Raw genomic sequence first — 19,232 nt, 5'->3', positions numbered from 1 at the left:
ATCTGGGAGTGCCCGGAGCCGATCAAGGTCAATATGCACCGCCTGGAGGCTCATTCATACCGCGGCATCGTAATGCGAGCAATGGCCCTCGGCTTGCCGTCGCGACGCAACGGACGCTCAATCAAGTGCGCCGAATCGGCTTGTGTGACCCTTGCTCGGCGCGTGCTCGAAGAATGTGGGCCGTACTCGGTTCGCGAGCTCTCGCGTGCCAGCGGCGTTTCGTATCGGCGTGCCTACGACGTCATCAAGCAAAAGCGCGCTCAAATTCACATCTGCGGCTGGAAGCGCGAGGCCCAGGGCGGCAAGTTTGCTGCGGTCTGGAAATGGGGCACCGGCGAAGATTTGCCACGCCCTACCGCTCTCACTCGCGGCGAGCGAGAGCACCGAAGACACGTACGAAGCAAGTCTCAGCGCGTGCGCGCTGGCGAGACTGTGAGGTCGCTTAATCCCTTCGCGACGGCCGCAGGCCTGGTATGCGCATCTCCGGCGCCGCAGGGAAGAATCGTTAGGCACCTGCACGATGATGAATTGGAGGCTGCGTGAGCAAAGTCATCCTGCGCATCGATGAGTGCGGCAAGCTCGCCGGACTCGACGAGAAGAACGAACGAGCCTACGCGCGCTTTCGCAGCAAGATCGCGAAGCTTCGGCCGGGCCAGACGCTATCGTTCGAATTCAGGCTCCCGCGTAGCGAACGGTTCCATCGCCTCCACTTCGTGATGCTGACCGCCTTCTTCAAATGCCAAGAGGTTTTCACCGATCCCGAGCGCATGCGCAAATGGCTTGAGGTCGGTGCCGGCCATTGTGACTTCGTGCCCGGGCCCGACGGCGAGCTCGTCGCTCTGCCGCGCTCGATCTCATACGAGGCGCTCGACGATGCCGAATTCCACGAGGTGCATGAGAGCGTCAAAGCGTTCCTTCGCACGCCCCACGCATACCGCTACCTGTGGCCGCACCTGGACGCCGAGCGCGGCGAGCTCATGGTCGAGTCTGTCCTAAGCGAGTTCGAGCAATGACGGCGCGCCTGATCTTCCCGAAAGTGCTCACCTATCGATCCGATGCGCTGCGCCGCGCCGTTGCGATGCTTCCCTGCATGAAGTGCGGCATCGAAGGGCATACGCAAGCTGCGCACATGAACTTCGGCAAGGGTGGCGCGATCAAGGCGTCCGATGCGGCGCTCGCGGCTCTATGCGCCGATCGACCGGGCGCACGCGGCTGCCACGCCATGCTAGATCAAGGCGGCAGCTTGCCGAAGGCCGAGCGCAGGGCTTTCGAATTCGAGATGGTCGCGAAGACCTATATCGCGCTCGCCGAGCGCGGAATGCTGGAGGTGAGTCGATGATCCGCTGGATAAAACGGCTGATCGCCGGTCGTGGGTTAGAACAAGCGGCTTCGAAAGAGCCGGTGCTCGATAGCCAGACCATCCCGCACGTGACTATGGCGCTCGAGCTACTTTCGAAATCGCGCGATCCGAACGGCGCTGTCACGGCCCACGACCTTTTCCTATGCGCCTCTCTTTTTGGGATTCTTGCGCACCCCACCTGCTATCGCGACATCTTCTGGCAGGCACAGTGCGACGGACGCATACCGGGTGAAGTCGCGCTACAGCGCGCATTCGAATGGGCGGAGCGCACGCTGGCCGAACGTGAGCGTCGCGCTGCACCGAAACAAGAGCCAGAACCGGTGCCGCCGCTTTACATGTATGGCGTCACAGGCGAGGAAGACGCGTGAAGCGGCACGTCGAACGCTACGGCGATCCGCGCCACGAACGCACAAAAGACCCTCTCGAAATCCTCATCGCACGCGAGCGCGGCACCTGCAAGGGTTGCCGCCTCATTCTTCCCTCACCTTTCGGCGGCCCCGAGGTCGCCTGCAAAAAACGGATGCGCCCTGCTGCGCTGCGCATCGAAGAAACAAAGCGCTGCCAGCTCTACACCCTCGAGGAACCCAAGTGAACGCGATATTCCAAAGCACCGAACAAGCCCTTCACGTCTCGTTCCTCATCCTGTCGGTACCGGCGATGGGCGAAAACAAGTTCCGCCAGTTCCTGATTCAGGTTCTCGAGCAGGCACCGAGCTTGAATAAGCGTCAACAGACCTGGCTGGAGCAACTGAAGGGCGAGCGCTCCGGCAGCGTCGATTTCGGTGGGCTGTCGCAGATGGAAGTGCGCGGCCAATGCGCGATGATCGTTGCTGCGGCGCGCGATCGGCTGCCATCGACCGAATCCGCCGCCTTGTTCGCTCGCTTCGGTATCGGCGAGGACCAGCAGCGCGGCGTTGTGCGTCTCGCCCTTCACGCGCGCCGTAGTTGTGGACTTGGCCTCAAGCCCTGTTCGAAGCTCACCGCTCGCCATTACCTTCCGCGCCGCCGGCGCGACGAACTCTCGCTGCGCGATCTGGCCGACGAGTGCAAGCTGACGAAGGATTCAATGCAGCGTGCCGCGCTGTGGATGCGCAAGCATTATTCGGCGATCGAGGCGCTGGGGATTGCGCGGCTCGATCCGAAGTTCAAGGCGCAAGGCGTCGTCGAAAGCGAGGAATACGTCGAGGACGAACCTGCCGGCGTGATGAATCGCGGAGAGCCAGAACTGGCGTGCGATTGAGCGCGAAAAATCCTTGCTTTTTTGCGACAAAGCCTCTACGATTTCGCCAGACTCACCGCAATACCCCCTCAAGCCCGCCAGGCCGAAGCCTAGCGGGCTTTTTGCATTCGGAGATCGCGATGCCGGCCGATGACCTATCACCGGCCGAACTCGCGAAGATCGAAGAATGGACCCGTGTCGCATTCGACGAAGCGGTCGCTGCTGGCTACATCGTCCCGCCGTGGCGTCCGACGCTCCAGGCATACGAGACCATGCACGGATACTTCGTGGCCGGCCTGACGCCCGCCGATGCGGCGCAGGCGATGTTCGCGACTCGGCACTGACATGAACCCCATCTCAGAAGCCCGCTAGGCGTTTGCCAGCGGGCTTTCTGCTTTTCCCGGTACGGCTAGGGGGCACCCGAAGCCCGCGTCGCTCGCGCGGTGCCGTATCGATCTATTCGAGCGGCCTTAGAGCGAGGCGCAGATGGCTGAAATCATCACTCGGCGTGGACAGATCATCCTGTTGGATGACGACGATTTCGAGCGTTTCGGCTGCTATCGATGGCATGTCAATGACAGCGGATACGCGGCAAGAAACGTCGCACATCCGTCGCGGCCAGGAAAGTGGATGATCGAGAGGATGCATCGAGCAATTTTATGCCTGAAGGTCGGTGACGGGACGGAAGTCGATCACGCCAATGGCAACAAGCTCGACAACCGTCGCGAGAATTTGCGTATTTGCACGAGAGCAGAAAATCAACGCAATAAGGGGCGATATTCGAGAAATTCGAGTGGATTCAAGGGCGTATCGATTGAGCCTAAGACTAAGAAATGGCAGGCTCGCATCCATGTATTCGGCCGCCCCATCAATCTAGGGTATTTCGACACGCCCGAGTTGGCTCACGCTGCTTATTGCGCCGCCGCATATGAATTGCATGGCGAGTTCGCTCGCACAACCTGAGTCTCCTCCGAAGCCGAGAGTCTTCGGATTCGCCCGGCCGCGCGCCGGGCTTTTTTATTCAGGGCTTCCGCATGGACGAAGCAAAAAGCGTCGCGCACCGGCATGACATGAATCACTTCGGTCTGGCGCAGAATCCGGACGGTTTGGTGCCGTGGCGGCCGGCGGAAGCGCCCAACGTCGACGGTGGCGGACGCACGGCCGGCATGCTGCGCGGCTGCGGGTACTGTGGTTCCATGCACCCTGCCGACGTCGCTGCGGCGATCCGCGCCGGCGCGAAGGGCCATTGGGCCGACTTCAAGTATGGGTGGCCGCACAAGGCGTATTTCGACGGCGTGCCGAATCCGCACGAGGGGATGCGCGAAATTCGCAGTTCGGCGAACTTCAAGCCGGAAGGTGACGGCTGGGAAGCTCTTCCCGAGCCTCGATACGACGAGCGAACTGGCAAACGCCTTCCTGACCGTGAGCGATGGGTGCGGTACTCGACAGCTGGCGCTACGACGCACGGCAAGTTCTACACCGTCCATCTGCAGGACGCGTCGGCGGAAGACCGCGCCACCATCGAACAGCACCTCGGCCTGAAGTTCGAGTTCACGGAAGATGGTGGCGTGCGCTGGAAACCCTACACGCCCTGACCTTTCGTCAGCAGCGCGCCACGTGACGCTCCCGATGGACTTCCTATCGTCGGGAATGGCGGCAGGGGCGCGCCAACGATTATGTTGCCTGCTGGAGATTGTTACCTGCCCAACTGGTCATGAGACATGTGATCACCCATGCCGTTCGCCCAGTCGTCTTAGCGGCAGCTACAGCAATATCCCGCACCCCATTGGCGTCCAGTTCGGCAGATTGCGAAAAGTAAGTTGCGGTCGGGAGGCGATATCGCTTGCCATCCTGAGCGGGTATTGTGCGAGAAAACTTCTGCCGCTCCATTTCTTCATGGAGCTTCTGATAGTCCTTCTCGGTAGCGTTGTGAAGTTCAACGCGAGTGATAAACCATGCCATGTTGGTCTCCTGATCTTGTGGTTTCCGCAGCATGCGGAGCGCCAAACGGTACTCCCGTCGCAGATCGATGCAACTGTCAAAGTTGACAGGATTAATACAGGCCTGCATTCCAAGCGCATGAGCGAGTTTCGCTCGCGGCTCGCGCCCTCAAGAGAAATGAATGGCTCGAAAGTCACGGCAGATCGCGAAACCCATTGCGAGAACGCGCCCTGAACCGCCGCCGTCGTTATTCGATACAACGCGCTGGCATCCGCTCATTGTGCCGGCGGATGGCGTGGCCGAATGGGTGCACGACACGTTTCTTCGCCAAGACGCGCCGCTCCTCAATCCAGATCATGCGCACCTGCACGATGCAGACGTTGCATACCTATGGGCTGGCGTTGCGAATGAGCGCAAGATGCGCCGGGTCGTGGGCGAGTGCGAATTGGTGATGTTCCGCGACAGCGGTTGGCAGCGCGCCCGCAAAGAGCAGCAGTTCGAAGAGTGGTTCGGACGGATACCCGAATTCCTGATAACGCTAGACGCCGAGTATGCGCGGCAGGCGTCGGATCTCGAATGGTGCGCGCTGGTAGAGCATGAGCTGTATCACATCGCGCAGAGGCTGGACGACTACGGGCAACCATCCTTCAAGAAGGACGGGCGCCCGAATCTCGGCATGCGCGGACACGACGTCGAGGAATTTGTTGGCATCGTACGGCGCTACGGGATCGCGGGTGGTGCCGGAGATACGGCCAAATTGGTTGCGGCTGCCGCACAGGCTCCCGAGGTCGGCTCAGTATCCATTGCGCATGCGTGCGGCACCTGCATCCTGCGTGTCGCTTAGGTTGATGGTGCATTGAAGGATTGATGCAATGGCGGCGCTACCAGACACGGTAAAAACACGCATTACGCAGGGACTGGCTTGTTTCGACACGCCATCGCAGGTCGCGAAGGACGTCAAGGCTGAGTTTGGGTTGGACGTGACGCCCCAGCAATGCGAGGTGTATGACCCGACCAAGCGCGCCGGCGAGCGGCTTGGGAAGAAATTCCGGGCCATCTTCGAATCGACGCGCAAGGCGTTTCTGGACGATACCTCGACCATCGCGGTGTCGCATCGCGCGGTGCGGCTGCGTAAGCTTGGGCGCGCGGCCGACCTCGCCGAACAGCGCGGCAATCTGCCGCTGATGGCGCAATTGCTCGAGCAGGCAGCGAAGGAAGCTGGCGATGCGTTCACGAACAAGCAGAAGCACGAGCACTCGGGCTCCATCGCCACGCCGACGTTGACGCTAAATCTCCATGGAACTAAGCCTTCACCCGCGGCAGACGGAGGCGTTCCTAACAGAGGCGACTGAGCTTCTATATGGCGGCGCGGCGGGCGGCGGAAAATCGCACCTGATGCGCGTCGGCGCGATTGCATGGTGTACGGACATACCCGGGCTGCAGGTCTACATCTTCCGGCGGCTGTCGGACGATCTCCAGAAGAACCATATGGAGGGCCATTCGGGGTTCCCAGCCCTGCTGGCCGAGTGGATCGACACGAAGCACGTCAAGATCAATTGGAGCAAGAACTCGATCGAGTTCTGGAACGGCTCGAAGATTCACCTGTGCCATTGCCAGTACGAGAAGGATGTCATCAAGTATCAGGGCGCGCAGATCCATGTGTTGCTGATAGATGAGCTGACGCACTTCACCGAGAAGATCTACCGCTACCTGCGCGGCCGGTGCCGGTTGGGCGGCCTGAAGATCCCGGAGCGATACAAAGGGCTGTTCCCGCGCATCGTCTGCGGGTCCAACCCGGGCGGAGTTGGCCACAACTGGGTAAAAGCGGCGTTCATCGACATCGCGCCGCCGTGGGCGATCACGAAGATGCCCCCCAAGGAAGGCGGCAAGAAGCGCCAGTACATTCCGGCGAAGCTCGACGACAATCCGTCGATGGCGGAGACGGACCCGGACTACGTCGACACGCTGGAAGGGCTCGGGAGCCCAGAGCTCGTGCGCGCGATGAAGGATGGCGACTGGGACATCGTTGCCGGCGGCATGTTTGACGATCTGTGGCGGCGTGCAACGCACGTCATCAAGCCGTTCGCCATCCCGAAGTCATGGCGCGTGGATCGCGGTTTCGACTGGGGGAGCAGCAAGCCGTTTTCCGTCATCTGGTTCGCTGAGAGCGATGGCACCGCCGCGACGCTACTCGACGGGACACAGCACCATTTCCCGCGCGGCACGGTGTTCGCGATCGCTGAATGGTACGGCTGGAACGGCAAGCCGAATGAAGGCTGCAAGATGCTCGCCGTTGATATCGCCGACGGCATTGTCGAGCGTGAGGGCCGGTTTCCGTATCGGGTGCTGCCCGGGCCCGCAGATACGTCGATTTTCGACACGCAGAACGGCATGTGCATCGCCGACGACATGAAGAAGCGCAAGGTCTCGTGGACCAAAGCAGATAAGTCGCCTGGCAGCCGAAAGAACGGCTGGGAAATGATCCGGAAGATGCTCAAGCAGGCATCCGGCAATGAACTGCCGGGCTTCTACGTGTTCGAGAACTGCACGCACGTGATCCGCACGTTGCCGGTGTTGCCGCGAGATGCAACTCATACCGATGACGTCGACACAGATGCCGAGGACCATGCGCCGGATGTAGTCCGGTACCGGCTCAGTGCGAAGAAGGCGTCAGCGTCCGTCACTTCGCTGTCAGCATGAGGTGGGATCAATGGTCATCCGCATCAAGAAGTCTCACGAAGGCAAACTGCATCGCGCGCTCGGCGTGCCCGCCGGGCAGACAATCCCGTTGGGAAAGATCGAGCGCGCCGCGCATTCGAAAAGCCCGTCGCTTCGCAAGGAAGCGCAATTTGCGCTCAATGCACGCAAATTCAAGCACAAATAGCCCAGTACACGCATGACAGCCACCGTCCGAGATACCAGCGCCGCAGTCGACGCTATGGCGGAAGTGTATCCGCTGATCACAGCACTGCTGGGCGGCACTGCGGCGATGCGCAAGGCCGGAAAAACGTATCTGCCGCAATGGCCGAACGAGAACAATGGCTGCTATGCCAACCGGCTGGCCAGCGCGACACTGTTTCCGGCCTTTTTGCGCACATGCGAGGTGCTAACCGGTAAGCCGTTCTCCAAGCCGATCACGTTCGGCGAAGACGTGCCAGACCAGATCAAGCAGTGGTGCGAGAACATTGACCTGCAGGGCCACAACCTGCATGCGTTCTCGGCAGCCTTGACGTTCCACGCGATCAGCTACGGGCAATGCGGCATTCTGGTGGACTTCCCGCCGACGCGGGGGCGTCTGAAGACGCGCGCCGACGAAAAGGCCGCTGGTGTCCGGCCGTATTTCGTGCACATCCATGCGCAAAACGTCCTAGGGTGGCGCGCGGAGCGCATCAACGGCGTCATGACGCTGACCCAACTGCGGTTTCTCGAACAGATCGAGGAGCCTGATGGGCCGTTCGGTGAGCGGATCATCGAACAGGTCCGCGTTCTGTACCCTGGGAAGTGGGAGATCTGGCGCGAGTCCGATAAGGAAGCCGACGCGGCCGGGAAAAAGGTTTGGGTGCGCCACGACCATGGCGCCACGACACTGAAGAAGATCCCGTACGTGCCGATCTATGGCAAGCGAACCGGCTTCATGCAAGCGGTATCGCCGCTGATCGAGCTCGCGTACATGAACGTCGAACACTGGCAGAGCAAGTCCGACCAGCAAACCATCCTGCACGTCGCGCGGGTGCCGATCTTGTTCGGCAAGAATCTCGGCGATGACGATATCACCATCGGCTCATCGTCGGCAGTGCTGGCGGACAGCGCAGACGCCGACTTGAAATACGTCGAGCACACTGGCCAAGCCATCGAGGCGGGCCGCAAGGAACTGCTCGACCTCGAGGACCGGATGCGCCAGACCGGCGCCGAACTGCTTGTCATCAAGCCGTCCAACCGGACTGTCGTGCAGACAGTCGCCGATAACGAGGCGGGCATGTGCGCTCTGCAGCGCATCGCATCGGACGTCGAAGATGGGCTCGACCAGGCGCTGCAACTGCTCGCCGAGTGGGTCAGGCTGCCGGAAGGCGGACACGTGTCGATCTTTAGCGACTTCGGCGTCGCCTCGCTTGCTGAGGCGTCGCTCGATCTGCTGCGCGACATGAACGTGGACGGCACCCTGTCCGACGAGTCGCTTTACCGCGAAGCCCAACGCCGCGGTGTCATTACGCCTGACGTGGATTGGGAGACCGAGAAGGCGCGCATAGCCGCGAGTCCGCCCAAGACTGTGCGCGGACAGGTGAAGATTTCAGACTAGCCGGCCGCAAGCCGGCACAGATGGTGAGGCCGCAGCGATGCGGCCTTTTTTATTGCTCAGACGGTGGATGCCTGAGAGCGCAATGCGGTGGATGCCGCGCGGAAACATGGGCGGATGCCCGAGGAAAGCCAAATGCCATTCAAGTACGACGCCGACGGCCACGTTGTCACGCAGGACGTCAATGGAGCCAAGTTGCCCGTGTTCATCCACACCGACGGCAAGGAAGTTCCGTTCGATGGGGACAGCACGATCGCCACGATCTCCCGCCTCAACGGCGAGGCTCGTGACCATCGGGTTCGCGCAGAGACCGCGGAGGCCCGCGCCAAGTTGTTCGAGGGGATCGAAGACGCCGACGCAGCACGCAAGGCGATGGAGACCGTCAAGAACATCAAGGATGGCGAGCTGATCGCAGCAGGCAAGGTCGAGGAAATCAAGACGGCGGCGAAAAGGGCTGCCGAAGAACAGGTTGAGGCTGCAAACAAGCAGTTCGCGACCGAACTCACCAAGACCAAGACCGAGCGCGACAACCTGCAGCAGCAGCTCTACGACGAACGCATTGGAGGCAGCTTCGACCGCTCCAAGTTCATCGCAGAGAAGCTCGCAATCCCCGGCGACATGGCGCGTGCCGCGTTTGGCAAGGCTTTCAAGATCGAGGAAGGCAAGATCGTCGCTTATGACGCAAACGGGAACAAGATGTTCTCCCGCATGCGCCCTGGTGACATCGCCAACTTCGATGAAGCGCTCGAAATGCTCGTCGAAAACTATCCTCATCGCGATCAGATCCTCAAGGGCTCGGGAGCCAGCGGATCAGGCGCATCTGGTGGTGGCGGCAGCGGCTCTGGCGCGAAGACCCTCAACCGTACCGCGTTTGACGCGCTCTCTCCTGCCAAGCAGATGGAGCACGTCAAAAGCGGTGGCCAAATCTCCGACTGACAGGACCTATCGCTATGAAAAATCTCATCCTGATTGCCTGGTTCATGCTGGGCATCGCGTTCGTCGCCATGGGCGGCTTTCTGATCGATCGCCGCAAGCGCGTCGTCACGTGGATCGCGCGACATGTGAAGGCGTATGCGCTGATCGCGCACGCGCGCCTGTTCAATCACATGGCGCGCGCTGGCCTGATTCTAGGCAATAACACGCTGACGAGCCTCATTCCCGATCTGTATGAGGCGCTCGATATCGTGTCGCGCGAAATGATCGGCTTCATCCCGTCTGTGACGTTGGATGCGTCGGCCGAACGTGCAGCGCTGAACCAAAGCGTCCGCGTACCGATCACGCCGGCTGCTTCCGCCGAAGATACGACGCCGGGTCAGCTGCCGCCCGACGATGGCGACCAGAACATCGGGAACAACCCGGTTGTGATCACCAAGTCGCGGGGCGTGCCGTTCCGCTGGACTGGCGAAGAACAGAAGGGCGTGAACAGCGGTCCGGGTTACGCCAACATCCGGCGCAATCAGATTGCGCAGGCATTCCGCACACTTACGAACGAGATCGACGCGTTTGTGGGCGGACTGTTTCTGACTGCCTCTCGCGCCGAGGGTACGGCCGGCACGACGCCGTTCGCGTCGTCGCTCGGCGACTCCGCGCAGCTCCGCAAGATCCTGTCGGACAACGGCGCACCGCTGGGCGACATGCAGATGGTGATCGACACCACCGCTGGCGCGAACATCCGCACGCTCACGCAGCTCACGAAGGCGAACGAAGCCGGCACGACCGAGCTTCGCGCGCAGGGCACGCTGCTCGAACTGCACGGCTTCATGCTGCGTGAATCCGCAGGCGTGCAGACATCCACCGCGGGCACCGGCGCAAGCTACGTGACGAACGGCGCGTTGGCCAAGGGTGCAACGACCATCAACGTGCAGACCGGCACGGGGACCATCCTGGCTGGCAACGTGGTGTCGTTTGCTGGCGATCCGCGCAAATATGTCGTGACAAACGCTCTGTCGGGTGGCGCGTTCACCATCGGCGCGCCCGGCCTCATGCAGGCGATCAACACCGGCACGGCCGTCACCGTGGCGAGTTCGTTCACCGCCAACATGGCCTTCGCACGCTCGGCGCTGGTGCTGGCCACGCGCGCTCCGGCACTCCCGGAAGAAGGCGACATGGCGGAGGATCGCGTGATGGTCACCGATCCGCGCAGCGGCCTCGCCTTCGAAGTGGCGATGTACAAACTGTATCGCCGCGTCCGCTACGAGGTCTCGATCGCATACGGCGCAGCCAACATCAAGCCGGAACACACGGCGCTGATGCTCGGCTGATTGGCGCGTTTGCTGTGCAACCTGATGGTCCGGGGCGAGCGTCCCGGGCCTCATGACGGAGTCAAAAATGTCTGGTTTGACGAAAGAACAACGCGCCGCGAAGCTGCTCGCGCAGAAGATCGCGGATGCGGGCCTTACGCAAGAGCAGTTCGATGCGCTCAGCAATGAGGATAAGACCAGGATCGTCGGCGCGAGCGCGGACACTGGCGCGACGGACGGCACCGGCGAAGGCGCCGAAGGTGCCGACGACAAAATCAAGTACGTCCGCATGACGCGCGACCCGGAACTTTTCGATGCCCCGCACGAAGCAAAGGTGCATCCGAAGGAGGTTTCGAACTTCGCGCGCGGCGGCTGGGAGATCGCGTAAATGCTGACGGCCCAGCAAATGGCGGACGTCCGGCGCTTCGCTGGCTACCCCATGCTGGCCGACACGCAGGCGGACGATTCACGAGACTTCGCATATGGATGGGTCTCCCCGGGCGTGTGGCAGACGCTCGAGCACCGGCTCACGAATATGCGGCCGGAAGAGGAATCAATCCTCACTACGACGTACCTCACACCGCTTTACACGCTCGAGACGGCGATCGCTTCCGCCGGCGACAACCTCGATACAGACGTCGCCGCGGTCTGGACGCACAACAAGAACGAGGTGTCTGATCGGACGAAGCTGTTCGACCAGTGGCGCCGCCGGATGTGCTATTTCATCGGCGTCGCTCCGGGGCCATCCCTCGGGAATGGCGGTGGACGGATTGTTCGAGGGTGAAATGACGGTAATTGCGTGGGATGGGAAAACGCTTGCGGCTGACCGCATGATCATCGATAACTGCGCGAAGCACCCCGGCACTAAGATCCATCGGATCAATGGTGATCTGTTCGGTACGAGTGGCTGCTGGCCAACCGGCATCGCGCGAATCGACTGGGCACGCGCCGGGATGGACCCGGCGACCTACCCAAAGGTGCCCGAGGACGAATTCGGCCGCCTTCTTCGCATCACGGCAGACGGTCAGATCATGCTGTACACGGCGAATGGATTCCCGATGCGGTACGAATCGCGGTTCTACGCGATTGGGTCGGGCTCTGACTTTGCCATGGCAGCGATGCACCTTGGCATGAATGCTCGCGGCGCGGTCGAGGTCGCGATGGCTCTCAGCAGCGAGTGCGGCATGGGCATCGACACGTTGGAGCTCTGATGGACGCTACGAAGATCCAGCAGAAGATCTACGCGGGCTATGCGAAGGCAGCAAAGCGGATTGGCCCAAACTACGACCTATACCGCCCCGCCTCGGCGTCGAATCCGCTCGCACTCGCGAACAAAATTGCCACGCTCCCCGCCAGTTTCAATGCGCAGGACATGAAATATGGCAAGCCGAATATCTATGGCAAGCCGCTTTGGTATTGCCTCATCGACGGGACCGAGACAAAGGTCGGAGATTACCTCGTTGGCGCTGATAGGACGGTTTTTATCGCCGCCATGCAGCAAATCCTGCCGATCTTGGCGGTGGAATGCAATCGCACGATCAACGTCGTGCAGGCTGCGCAGCAACCGACGGTCGGTGCAGTTGGCTATGGTGGCGATACGGCGGCTGGCGAAAGCATGCTGATGCAGCAGTGGCCCGCATCGATCCTGCAAGGAACGAAAGGCGAGAAAGGCGACGTCAATCTACCTGGTGACGTGCGCAACCCGTGGTGGGCCATCTTGTTTCCCGCGTACCCGGGCATTTCGATTCGGAGCGCCCACATCATCACCGATGATCTTGCGCGCCGATATGTGATTTCCAGCGCCGAGAAAACCGATTTGGGGTGGCGATGCACCGCAATGCAAGCCCAAACGTGATGCCATGGCAGATTTAAGCGATGTTCAAGACGGCTTGGTGACCCTACTAGCCAATGCCATATATCCAAACGGCATTGGCAATCCGTCGGCGGCGGGCGTGCCGGCTCGCGTCTATGCCGGCTGGCCGACCGCCGCGCAGCTCGATGCTGACATGTTGGCGGGCACCGCGCACGTCACTGTCTTCAACCGCGAATCGCGCAACACGACGCGATACCAACTTCAGCAGCAGGACTACACGGTCGCGGCCCCGGCGCTAACGCTGTCGATCAATGCGCGTGCGATCACGGTCGGCGGCGCGGTTGCCGCGGGCGTCAACACCGCGGTTGTCGTCGGCACGAATGGTTACACGTACCAGACGGTCGCCAATGACACGCTGAGCACGATCGCTACGGCCCTCGCGGCGCTGATTAATGCCGATTTCCTTGGCACAACGGCCTCCGGCGCGGTCATCACGCTGCCGGCTGCGGGCCCGGCGATCAACGCCGCTCGAGTTGGCGGCAGCGGAACGCAGCAGATCGAAGTCGGGCGCGTCGAGCAGATTTTCCAGATCACGGTCTGGGCCAATACTCCCGCGAACCGCAAAGCAATCGCATCGGTGATCGTGCCCGCGATCATGAGCAACCGCTTCCTCACGCTGGCCGACGGCAGCGATGCTCGGCTGATCCTGAAAAGCCAGCGCGACGACGATGTGCCGCAGAAAGAGTTGCTGTACCGGCGCGACATCATGGCAACGGTCGAATATGCAGAGACCGTGACGAACACGGCCACGACGGTTGTCGACATCGTCGAAAACGTATCGGTCGGCGTGAATGGCTATAACGGCACGACCAACAGTCAGTTGTACCCGAACACCACGACCACGAACATTTGAGGCTGCTATGGAATTCCATCTCACCGTCGTCGAGCCGTTTGGCGGCTATGCCAAGGGCGATGAAATCACCGATCCGGACAAAGTCGAAGAAATCCTGTCCAGCGAGCACCAGCACCACGTCGTCAAGCGCGTCGCCGCCGAATAACCACCCTCCCCGCTTCGCCCAAAGGCCTCCATGTGAGGCCTTTTTCTTTTTGGAGCATCTGAATGACGCAGATCGTGCAATACGGTCAGGTCAACACCACGGCGCTGATCGTGCCGGATCTGATCGTCCAGATCATCGCGCCGCAAGTGGCGCAGTTGAATGGCGTGCCAACGAACGTCGCCGGCTTCGTCGGCACGGCCACGTGGGGACCGGTCAACAGCCCGACCATCGTCGGCAGCATGGCGGACTACGCCCGCAACTTCGGCGCGATCCAGAACCGCCTGTATGACATGGGCACGGCCGTCGCCGCGGCGGTGCTCCAGGGCGCGAACAACTTCCGTTGCGTGCGCGTCACGGACGGCACCGATGCGGCTGCGACCATCGTCGTGCAGACGAGTTGCATCACGTTCACCGGCAAGTACACGGGCAGCCTCGGGAACAGCCTGCAGGTGCAAATCGCGGCGGGCTCGGCGGCGAGCACGAGCAAGGTCATCGTGACGCTGCCCGGCCAGACGCCGGAGGTGTTCGACAACATCGCTGGCTCGGGCAATGCGCTGTGGGTCAACATGGCGAACGCGATCAACAATGGCCAGGTCGGCGCGCGCGGACCGTCGCAGTTGATCGTCGCGACCGCGGGGGCCGGCACGACCGCCCCGACGCTCGCGACCTACACGCTGGCGGGCGGCGCCGATGGCGCGACCACGATCAACGGCTCGGTCCTGATCGGTCAAGACACGATCCCGCGCAAGGGCATGTATGCGCTCCGAGGGACGGGCGCTTCGGTGGCCGCGCTCGTCGACTGCTCGGACACGACGACGTTCTCGACGCAGGTCAGCTACGGCCTGTCCGAAGGCACGTACATGATCGGGGTCACGCCGGCGGGCGACACCATCAGCAACGCAGTGTCGGTGAAGGCAACGGCGGGCATCGACTCGTACGCGTTCAAGTACATGTTCGGTGATTGGATCTATTTCCTGGATCCGGTCAACGGTGGGGTACGGCTGATCTCGCCGCAAGGCTATGTCGTTGGCGTGCTGGCCAACCTCGCGCCGCAGAATTCCTCGTTGAACAAGCAGCTGTACGGCATCGTCGGCACGCAGAAATCGAATGCCAACCAGCAGTACTCGAGCGCCGAGCTCCAATCGCTCGCGCAGGCCGGTATCGACGTCATCACGAACCCGATCCCGGCAGGCAATCAGTTCGGCGTGCGCATCGGGCACAACTCGTCGTCGGACAGCACGCGCAACGGCGACAACTACACGCGGATGACCAATTACCTCGCGGCGACGACCGCGGCGGGCATGGGCATCTATGACGGCCGCTTGCAATCGACGCAGCCGACAGATCCGCTGCGCCGGAATGTGAAGGCGACGCTCGACAACTTCTACCTGAACCTGCAGCAGCAGCTTCAAATCGACGACTTCACGGTGCAGTGCGACCTGAACAACAACCCGCCGAGCCGGATCGCGCTGGGCTACTTGCAGGCCGACGTCCGCGTGCGCTACCTCGCTGTCGCCGAAAAAATCCTGATCAACCAGGAAGGTGGTCAGTCGGTAACGATCACCCGTCAGCAACTCCCCTCGTTCTAACGATCCCCGCCTCAACTGAGCCGCTTTCGAGCGGCTTTTTCTTTTTTGGAGTGACCCATGGCCATTGGTCCGTTTAACACCGGGCGGGACGTGACGCTGAACGTGACGACGCCGACCGGGCCGCTCACCCTTCCCACGACAGTCACGGACTGGGAAGCGAAGCCCAAATACAAGACGATCGAGAGCATCGCGCTGAGCGGCGAAAACAACCACGCCAACGTGCCGATCGGCTGGACCGGAACGATCGGCCTGGACCGCACGGACAACGTCGTCGGCGACTTCTTCGTGCAACTCGAGCAGTTTTACTACTCGGGCGTGAACATCGGATACGCGACGATCATCGAGACCATCTCTGAATCGAGCGGCGCGGTGACGCAGTACCGCTATACGAAAGTCGCGCTGCGGCTCGAAGAAGGCGGCAAGTTCGTCGGCGATGACCGCGTGCAGGTCAAGATCGGCTTCGAGGCATCGCGCAAGATCAAGTTGAGCTAACCCATGACGAAGAAATCCACGCTGGAACTGAACCCGACAGAGAGTCCCGCCGCCGAAGCGCGGCCCGATAACGTCGTCGTCGACGGGCGCGGGCGCACGCTGAAGATCGCGGAGCCGGATGTGCTCACGGAAAGCCGCCTCGTGCGCATGATCGGCCAGGATGCCGCTTTCAATGCGGCGTACATGGAAGCCTACGTGTTTCCGGCTGTCTCGGTCGCGGAAATCGACGGCGATCCGGTGGACTTCCCGACAACCCAGCGCGAGGTCGACGCGCTGATTCAGCGTCTCGGGCGCGAAGGCATCGGCGCCGCGGCGATGTATCGGGTGAACAAGCGCAAAGCCGAGCAGAAAGAAGCAGAGGATGCGGCGGTAAAAAACTAGCCCGGAACCCCGCTTTTCAGGAGGCCTGCTGGTTGATGAAAAACGGGGTTCCGTTCCATACGGCCATGAGCATGCCGAAAGAGCGCGCGGAAGCGTGGCGGATCGACGAAATCGAGCGGCGCGCGTTCTCGATCAACTTCTCGATCTTCGAGGGCGGCAGGTTCAACTGGAACACGATGAAGTTTGAGGAGCCGAAGTGAAGCAGTTCAATAGCTTCGGGGCATTCGCAACCCACCTCGCCAAACTGGCCGCCACCGGCCCGGAAGTGACTCATCACATGGTCAAGGCCGGCGCTGAAGAGATCGCGAAGACAGCCCAGGGTGAGATCGGCTTTTATCAGACTGATATCGAGCCCTATCCGGACTGGGCGCTTCTCGCCGACAGCACGGAGGCGGAGAAAGCGCGCTTGGGCTACGAGCCGGATGCGCCGCTGCTGCGCACGGGCGAAATGAAGAAGAGCATTCGGGCCGACGCCGAGGGCAATGAGGCGGTCGTGGGCTCGAACGACGAAATCCTGAAATACCACGAATTCGGCACCGATCGGATGCCGCCGCGGCCAGTCCTCGGCCCTGCGGCGCACTACAGTTCGCCGCGAATCCTGGCGCAGTTCGGCAAAACGACCTTCGCCTGGCTGGCTGGAATGGGATGGAAGCGGCTTCAGTTCCTGCGGAAATAGGCGAATAGGAAGACGACGCACAAGATCGCCAAATACACCCCCACGTACGGCACGAAGAGGCAGGCGGTCGGCAGTAGCAGCGCCACGCCTCGATGTATCGGCGGCCGCATCTGCCACCTGAGCCGCCAGCCGTGCGGATGCCCGCTGAGACTGCGCACCCTCGGTTTCGGGTAATTGACCCAGCTTATATGGTCAGCCAGCCATTCGTGGACGCGAAACGCAAGACCCATAAAACCTCCAGCAAGTCCCTGATTCTATACCGCAAATGATCAACGTCTACGAGATCGGGACCACACTCAAGCTGGTCGATCTGGTCACACCGCATCTGCTGAAGCTGTCGGAGCAGTTTGCGAAGATCGACGCGGTTGCGCTGCAGGTGAACAAGCGCTTGCAGAAAATGGGCGCCGAGGTGGTGGGCGTTCGCAACCTCGCCACGGCGGCCAAGTCGCTGGGCGGCAGCCTCAAGATCATCCAGGATCAGGCTGCGCTCGCAGAAAAGAATCTCATCGGCCTGCGCGTGGCGCTGCCGGCCGGCGGGCTCGGCATCGAGGCGGAGTTGATGGCCGCGAATGCACAGGCGCGCACGCTCGCGGCTACGCTCGCCGGTATCCGCGGAACTGGCCGGCTTCCGGGCGGCGGCGGTGGGTTGCCGGGTCCTGGCGGCGGTGGCGGTCGTCATGGCGGTCGCGTGCACGGCGGCAACCTGCACATGGGATCGAATGGCGTCGGCATCGGCGGAATTGGCGTCGGCCTGGCCAGTGACATGCTCGTGCCGCTGGGTGCCGCGATGGTGGCTGGCTATGTCGGGAAGCAGTTCTACGAAAGCGCAAAGACCTATCAGGACGAGTTCATGCGCTTCAAATCGCTCAATCTGGGCGATAAGGTCAATGCGGAGGCCGACAGCTTCGTCAAGGCGACCCGCACGTTCGGCGTGTCCCAGTCTGAGCTGATGAAGGCGATGGCCGAATCGGTCGGCCTGTTCGGCTCGTTCGAGGAGGCGGCCAAGTACACGCCGGCGCTCGTCACGCTGGGCAAGGCGAACGCTGCGGTCTTCGGCGGCAAGCTCGGCGCGATGGATGACGAGGGTCTCAAAAGCGTCCTCAAGTTCATCGATCGCCGCGGCGGGTTCAAAGACGAGGCGACATTCAATCGCACCTTGAACCTCGCCGAACGGCTCGTGACGGGCTCCGGCGGCTTCCTGCACTTCCAGGATCTCGGCGCCTTCTCGCAGAACGCCGGCACCGCATTCCGAAGCCTTTCGGACGAAGGCCTCATGCACATGGAAGGCCTGATGGTCGAGCAAGGCGGACAGAAGGCGGGTACCGCGCTAATGAGCCTGTACCAGAACCTCGTCGCCGGCCGCACGCCGAAGAAAACGATGGGCCTGCTGCAGGATCTCGGCCTCGCGCAACTCCAGGAGCAAGTGCACGGCTCGGTGGGCGGCAAGCCGCTCAAGTCGCTCGTGATGACCAACATCCGAGGGTCGGACCTGCTCCAGAGCGATCCGGCGAAGTGGATGACTGACGTCCTGTTGCCCGCGCTCGCGTCGAAGGGCATTACGAAAGAAAGCGATGTCCTGAAGGCCGTCAATGACGTCCTGTCGAATCGCAATGCGTCGAACCAAGGCTCGATCATGACGACGCAGCAATTCCAGGTGATGCGTGATTTCAAGCTGGCCAAGGGCGCAATGGGCGCGGATCAGGTCATCGATATGTTCAAGCCCTCGGCATCGGGCGCAGAAGCAGACTTCAACGCGGCTTGGAACGACTTCAAGAAGCAGTTTGGGACGACGATGCTGCCGCAGATCACCAGCATGCTGCAGGTCGGTGCGGACGTCCTGCGCAGCATCGGTGCTGTCGCGGACAGCCCAGGATTCAAGGCGATGCAGTCATTCGGTTCGGGCGTGGCCCATGCCTTCGCGTGGCCATATCGGCTGATGTTCGGTAGCGCCAATGCGGCGGAGCCTCACGGCGGTTCGAACGGGAGTCCGTACGTCCAGCCGAAACAGCAGGCCATCCAGCTGAAGTCGACGATCAACCTCGACGGCAAGAAGATCGGCGAGGCGGCAACCGACTACATCCTGGGAGGAATGGGCCGCCCGCAGTCCACCAGCTCCGGATTCGACTTTACACGCTCGGCGCCGCCGATCGGCCACTCCTTTGCGCGGTAA

The 19,232-nt window shown here is 61.7% G+C and carries 28 protein-coding genes; 27 read left to right on the top strand and 1 reads right to left on the bottom strand.

Going from position 1 to position 19,232, the window contains the following annotated elements:
• Positions 1-539 precede the first annotated feature (539 nt).
• The 8 genes from ACR9ZC_RS13865 to ACR9ZC_RS13830 all read left to right on the top strand — a co-directional run bounded on the left by ACR9ZC_RS13865 (position 540) and on the right by ACR9ZC_RS13830 (position 4,173).
• The gene (locus ACR9ZC_RS13865; protein WP_481580723.1) at positions 540-1,013 is read left to right on the top strand and encodes a DUF1367 family protein; all 474 of its coding nucleotides are present in this window, start codon (positions 540-542) and stop codon (positions 1,011-1,013) included.
• The gene (locus ACR9ZC_RS13860; protein ID WP_481580722.1) at positions 1,010-1,339 is read left to right on the top strand and encodes a hypothetical protein; all 330 of its coding nucleotides are present in this window, start codon (positions 1,010-1,012) and stop codon (positions 1,337-1,339) included. Before ACR9ZC_RS13865 ends, ACR9ZC_RS13860 begins: the two co-directional genes overlap by 4 nt.
• Positions 1,336-1,728, top strand: coding sequence for a hypothetical protein (locus tag ACR9ZC_RS13855; RefSeq protein WP_481580721.1), 393 nt, complete (start codon positions 1,336-1,338; stop codon positions 1,726-1,728). The genes ACR9ZC_RS13860 and ACR9ZC_RS13855 overlap by 4 nt, the downstream gene beginning before the upstream one ends.
• Positions 1,725-1,952, top strand: coding sequence for a hypothetical protein (locus ACR9ZC_RS13850; protein ID WP_481580720.1), 228 nt, complete (start codon positions 1,725-1,727; stop codon positions 1,950-1,952). The genes ACR9ZC_RS13855 and ACR9ZC_RS13850 overlap by 4 nt, the downstream gene beginning before the upstream one ends.
• On the top strand, positions 1,949-2,599 hold the full coding sequence (locus tag ACR9ZC_RS13845; protein ID WP_481580719.1) for a hypothetical protein: 651 nt from the start codon (positions 1,949-1,951) through the stop codon (positions 2,597-2,599). Before ACR9ZC_RS13850 ends, ACR9ZC_RS13845 begins: the two co-directional genes overlap by 4 nt.
• A 119-nt stretch (positions 2,600-2,718) precedes the next feature.
• Positions 2,719-2,922 (top strand): hypothetical protein, encoded by a 204-nt coding sequence (locus tag ACR9ZC_RS13840; RefSeq protein ID WP_481580718.1) that lies wholly within the window; start codon positions 2,719-2,721, stop codon positions 2,920-2,922.
• Between the two features lie 142 nt (positions 2,923-3,064).
• The gene (locus tag ACR9ZC_RS13835; protein WP_481580717.1) at positions 3,065-3,541 is read left to right on the top strand and encodes an HNH endonuclease; all 477 of its coding nucleotides are present in this window, start codon (positions 3,065-3,067) and stop codon (positions 3,539-3,541) included.
• Positions 3,542-3,612: 71 nt separating this feature from the next.
• A complete protein-coding gene (locus ACR9ZC_RS13830) occupies positions 3,613-4,173 on the top strand; it encodes a hypothetical protein (protein WP_481580716.1) in 561 nt (186 codons plus the stop codon).
• 79 nt (positions 4,174-4,252) lie between these two features.
• Here the strand turns inward: ACR9ZC_RS13830 and ACR9ZC_RS13825 are convergent, their stop codons facing one another.
• Positions 4,253-4,540: a hypothetical protein gene (locus tag ACR9ZC_RS13825; protein WP_481580715.1), complete on the bottom strand. Its 288-nt coding sequence runs from the start codon at positions 4,538-4,540 to the stop codon at positions 4,253-4,255.
• A 160-nt stretch (positions 4,541-4,700) separates the two neighbouring features.
• On the opposite strand from ACR9ZC_RS13825, the gene ACR9ZC_RS13820 reads away from it, so the two are divergent.
• The 19 genes from ACR9ZC_RS13820 to ACR9ZC_RS13730 all read left to right on the top strand — a co-directional run bounded on the left by ACR9ZC_RS13820 (position 4,701) and on the right by ACR9ZC_RS13730 (position 19,232).
• Positions 4,701-5,363 carry a putative metallopeptidase gene (locus ACR9ZC_RS13820; RefSeq protein WP_481580714.1) on the top strand — a complete coding sequence of 221 codons (663 nt, stop codon included), beginning with the start codon at positions 4,701-4,703 and terminating at the stop codon, positions 5,361-5,363.
• Between the two features lie 28 nt (positions 5,364-5,391).
• Positions 5,392-5,871 carry a DUF2280 domain-containing protein gene (locus ACR9ZC_RS13815; protein WP_481580713.1) on the top strand — a complete coding sequence of 160 codons (480 nt, stop codon included), beginning with the start codon at positions 5,392-5,394 and terminating at the stop codon, positions 5,869-5,871.
• Positions 5,816-7,219 (top strand): phage terminase large subunit, encoded by a 1,404-nt coding sequence (locus ACR9ZC_RS13810; RefSeq protein WP_481580712.1) that lies wholly within the window; start codon positions 5,816-5,818, stop codon positions 7,217-7,219. The genes ACR9ZC_RS13815 and ACR9ZC_RS13810 overlap by 56 nt, the downstream gene beginning before the upstream one ends.
• Positions 7,220-7,229: 10 nt before the next feature.
• The gene (locus ACR9ZC_RS13805) at positions 7,230-7,403 is read left to right on the top strand and encodes a hypothetical protein (RefSeq protein WP_481580711.1); all 174 of its coding nucleotides are present in this window, start codon (positions 7,230-7,232) and stop codon (positions 7,401-7,403) included.
• Positions 7,404-7,415: 12 nt separating this feature from the next.
• The gene (locus tag ACR9ZC_RS13800) at positions 7,416-8,816 is read left to right on the top strand and encodes a DUF4055 domain-containing protein (protein ID WP_481580710.1); all 1,401 of its coding nucleotides are present in this window, start codon (positions 7,416-7,418) and stop codon (positions 8,814-8,816) included.
• Positions 8,817-8,948: 132 nt separating this feature from the next.
• Positions 8,949-9,749, top strand: a complete 801-nt coding sequence (locus ACR9ZC_RS13795) for a DUF6651 domain-containing protein (protein WP_481580709.1) — start codon at positions 8,949-8,951, stop codon at positions 9,747-9,749.
• 14 nt (positions 9,750-9,763) lie between these two features.
• Positions 9,764-11,074, top strand: coding sequence for a major capsid protein (locus ACR9ZC_RS13790; RefSeq protein ID WP_481580708.1), 1,311 nt, complete (start codon positions 9,764-9,766; stop codon positions 11,072-11,074).
• A gap of 67 nt (positions 11,075-11,141) precedes the next feature.
• The gene (locus ACR9ZC_RS13785; RefSeq protein WP_481580707.1) at positions 11,142-11,441 is read left to right on the top strand and encodes a hypothetical protein; all 300 of its coding nucleotides are present in this window, start codon (positions 11,142-11,144) and stop codon (positions 11,439-11,441) included.
• Complete coding sequence (locus ACR9ZC_RS13780) at positions 11,442-11,837, top strand: hypothetical protein (protein WP_481580706.1); 396 nt, start codon at positions 11,442-11,444, stop codon at positions 11,835-11,837.
• On the top strand, positions 11,815-12,264 hold the full coding sequence (locus ACR9ZC_RS13775) for a hypothetical protein (RefSeq protein ID WP_481580705.1): 450 nt from the start codon (positions 11,815-11,817) through the stop codon (positions 12,262-12,264). The genes ACR9ZC_RS13780 and ACR9ZC_RS13775 overlap by 23 nt, the downstream gene beginning before the upstream one ends.
• A complete protein-coding gene (locus tag ACR9ZC_RS13770; RefSeq protein ID WP_481580704.1) occupies positions 12,231-12,908 on the top strand; it encodes a hypothetical protein in 678 nt (225 codons plus the stop codon). Before ACR9ZC_RS13775 ends, ACR9ZC_RS13770 begins: the two co-directional genes overlap by 34 nt.
• Before the next feature lie 4 nt (positions 12,909-12,912).
• Entirely contained in the window at positions 12,913-13,779 is an 867-nt protein-coding gene (locus ACR9ZC_RS13765; protein ID WP_481580703.1) for a hypothetical protein, read from the top strand.
• Between the two features lie 7 nt (positions 13,780-13,786).
• Positions 13,787-13,924 (top strand): hypothetical protein, encoded by a 138-nt coding sequence (locus ACR9ZC_RS13760; RefSeq protein ID WP_481580702.1) that lies wholly within the window; start codon positions 13,787-13,789, stop codon positions 13,922-13,924.
• Between the two features lie 62 nt (positions 13,925-13,986).
• Positions 13,987-15,513 (top strand): phage tail protein, encoded by a 1,527-nt coding sequence (locus tag ACR9ZC_RS13755; RefSeq protein WP_481580701.1) that lies wholly within the window; start codon positions 13,987-13,989, stop codon positions 15,511-15,513.
• A 57-nt stretch (positions 15,514-15,570) separates the two neighbouring features.
• Complete coding sequence (locus ACR9ZC_RS13750) at positions 15,571-16,005, top strand: hypothetical protein (protein WP_481580700.1); 435 nt, start codon at positions 15,571-15,573, stop codon at positions 16,003-16,005.
• A gap of 3 nt (positions 16,006-16,008) precedes the next feature.
• Positions 16,009-16,386: a hypothetical protein gene (locus ACR9ZC_RS13745; protein WP_481580699.1), complete on the top strand. Its 378-nt coding sequence runs from the start codon at positions 16,009-16,011 to the stop codon at positions 16,384-16,386.
• A gap of 35 nt (positions 16,387-16,421) precedes the next feature.
• Complete coding sequence (locus ACR9ZC_RS13740; protein WP_481580698.1) at positions 16,422-16,586, top strand: hypothetical protein; 165 nt, start codon at positions 16,422-16,424, stop codon at positions 16,584-16,586.
• Positions 16,583-17,062, top strand: coding sequence for a phage virion morphogenesis family protein (locus ACR9ZC_RS13735; protein WP_481580697.1), 480 nt, complete (start codon positions 16,583-16,585; stop codon positions 17,060-17,062). Before ACR9ZC_RS13740 ends, ACR9ZC_RS13735 begins: the two co-directional genes overlap by 4 nt.
• A gap of 265 nt (positions 17,063-17,327) precedes the next feature.
• The gene (locus tag ACR9ZC_RS13730) at positions 17,328-19,232 is read left to right on the top strand and encodes a phage tail protein (RefSeq protein WP_481580696.1); all 1,905 of its coding nucleotides are present in this window, start codon (positions 17,328-17,330) and stop codon (positions 19,230-19,232) included.

Source organism: Trinickia sp. HAY1-2D (assembly GCF_056754935.1).
The sequence above is the reverse complement of the archived record's forward strand: the minus strand, read 5'-3'. Positions and strand labels throughout refer to the sequence as shown.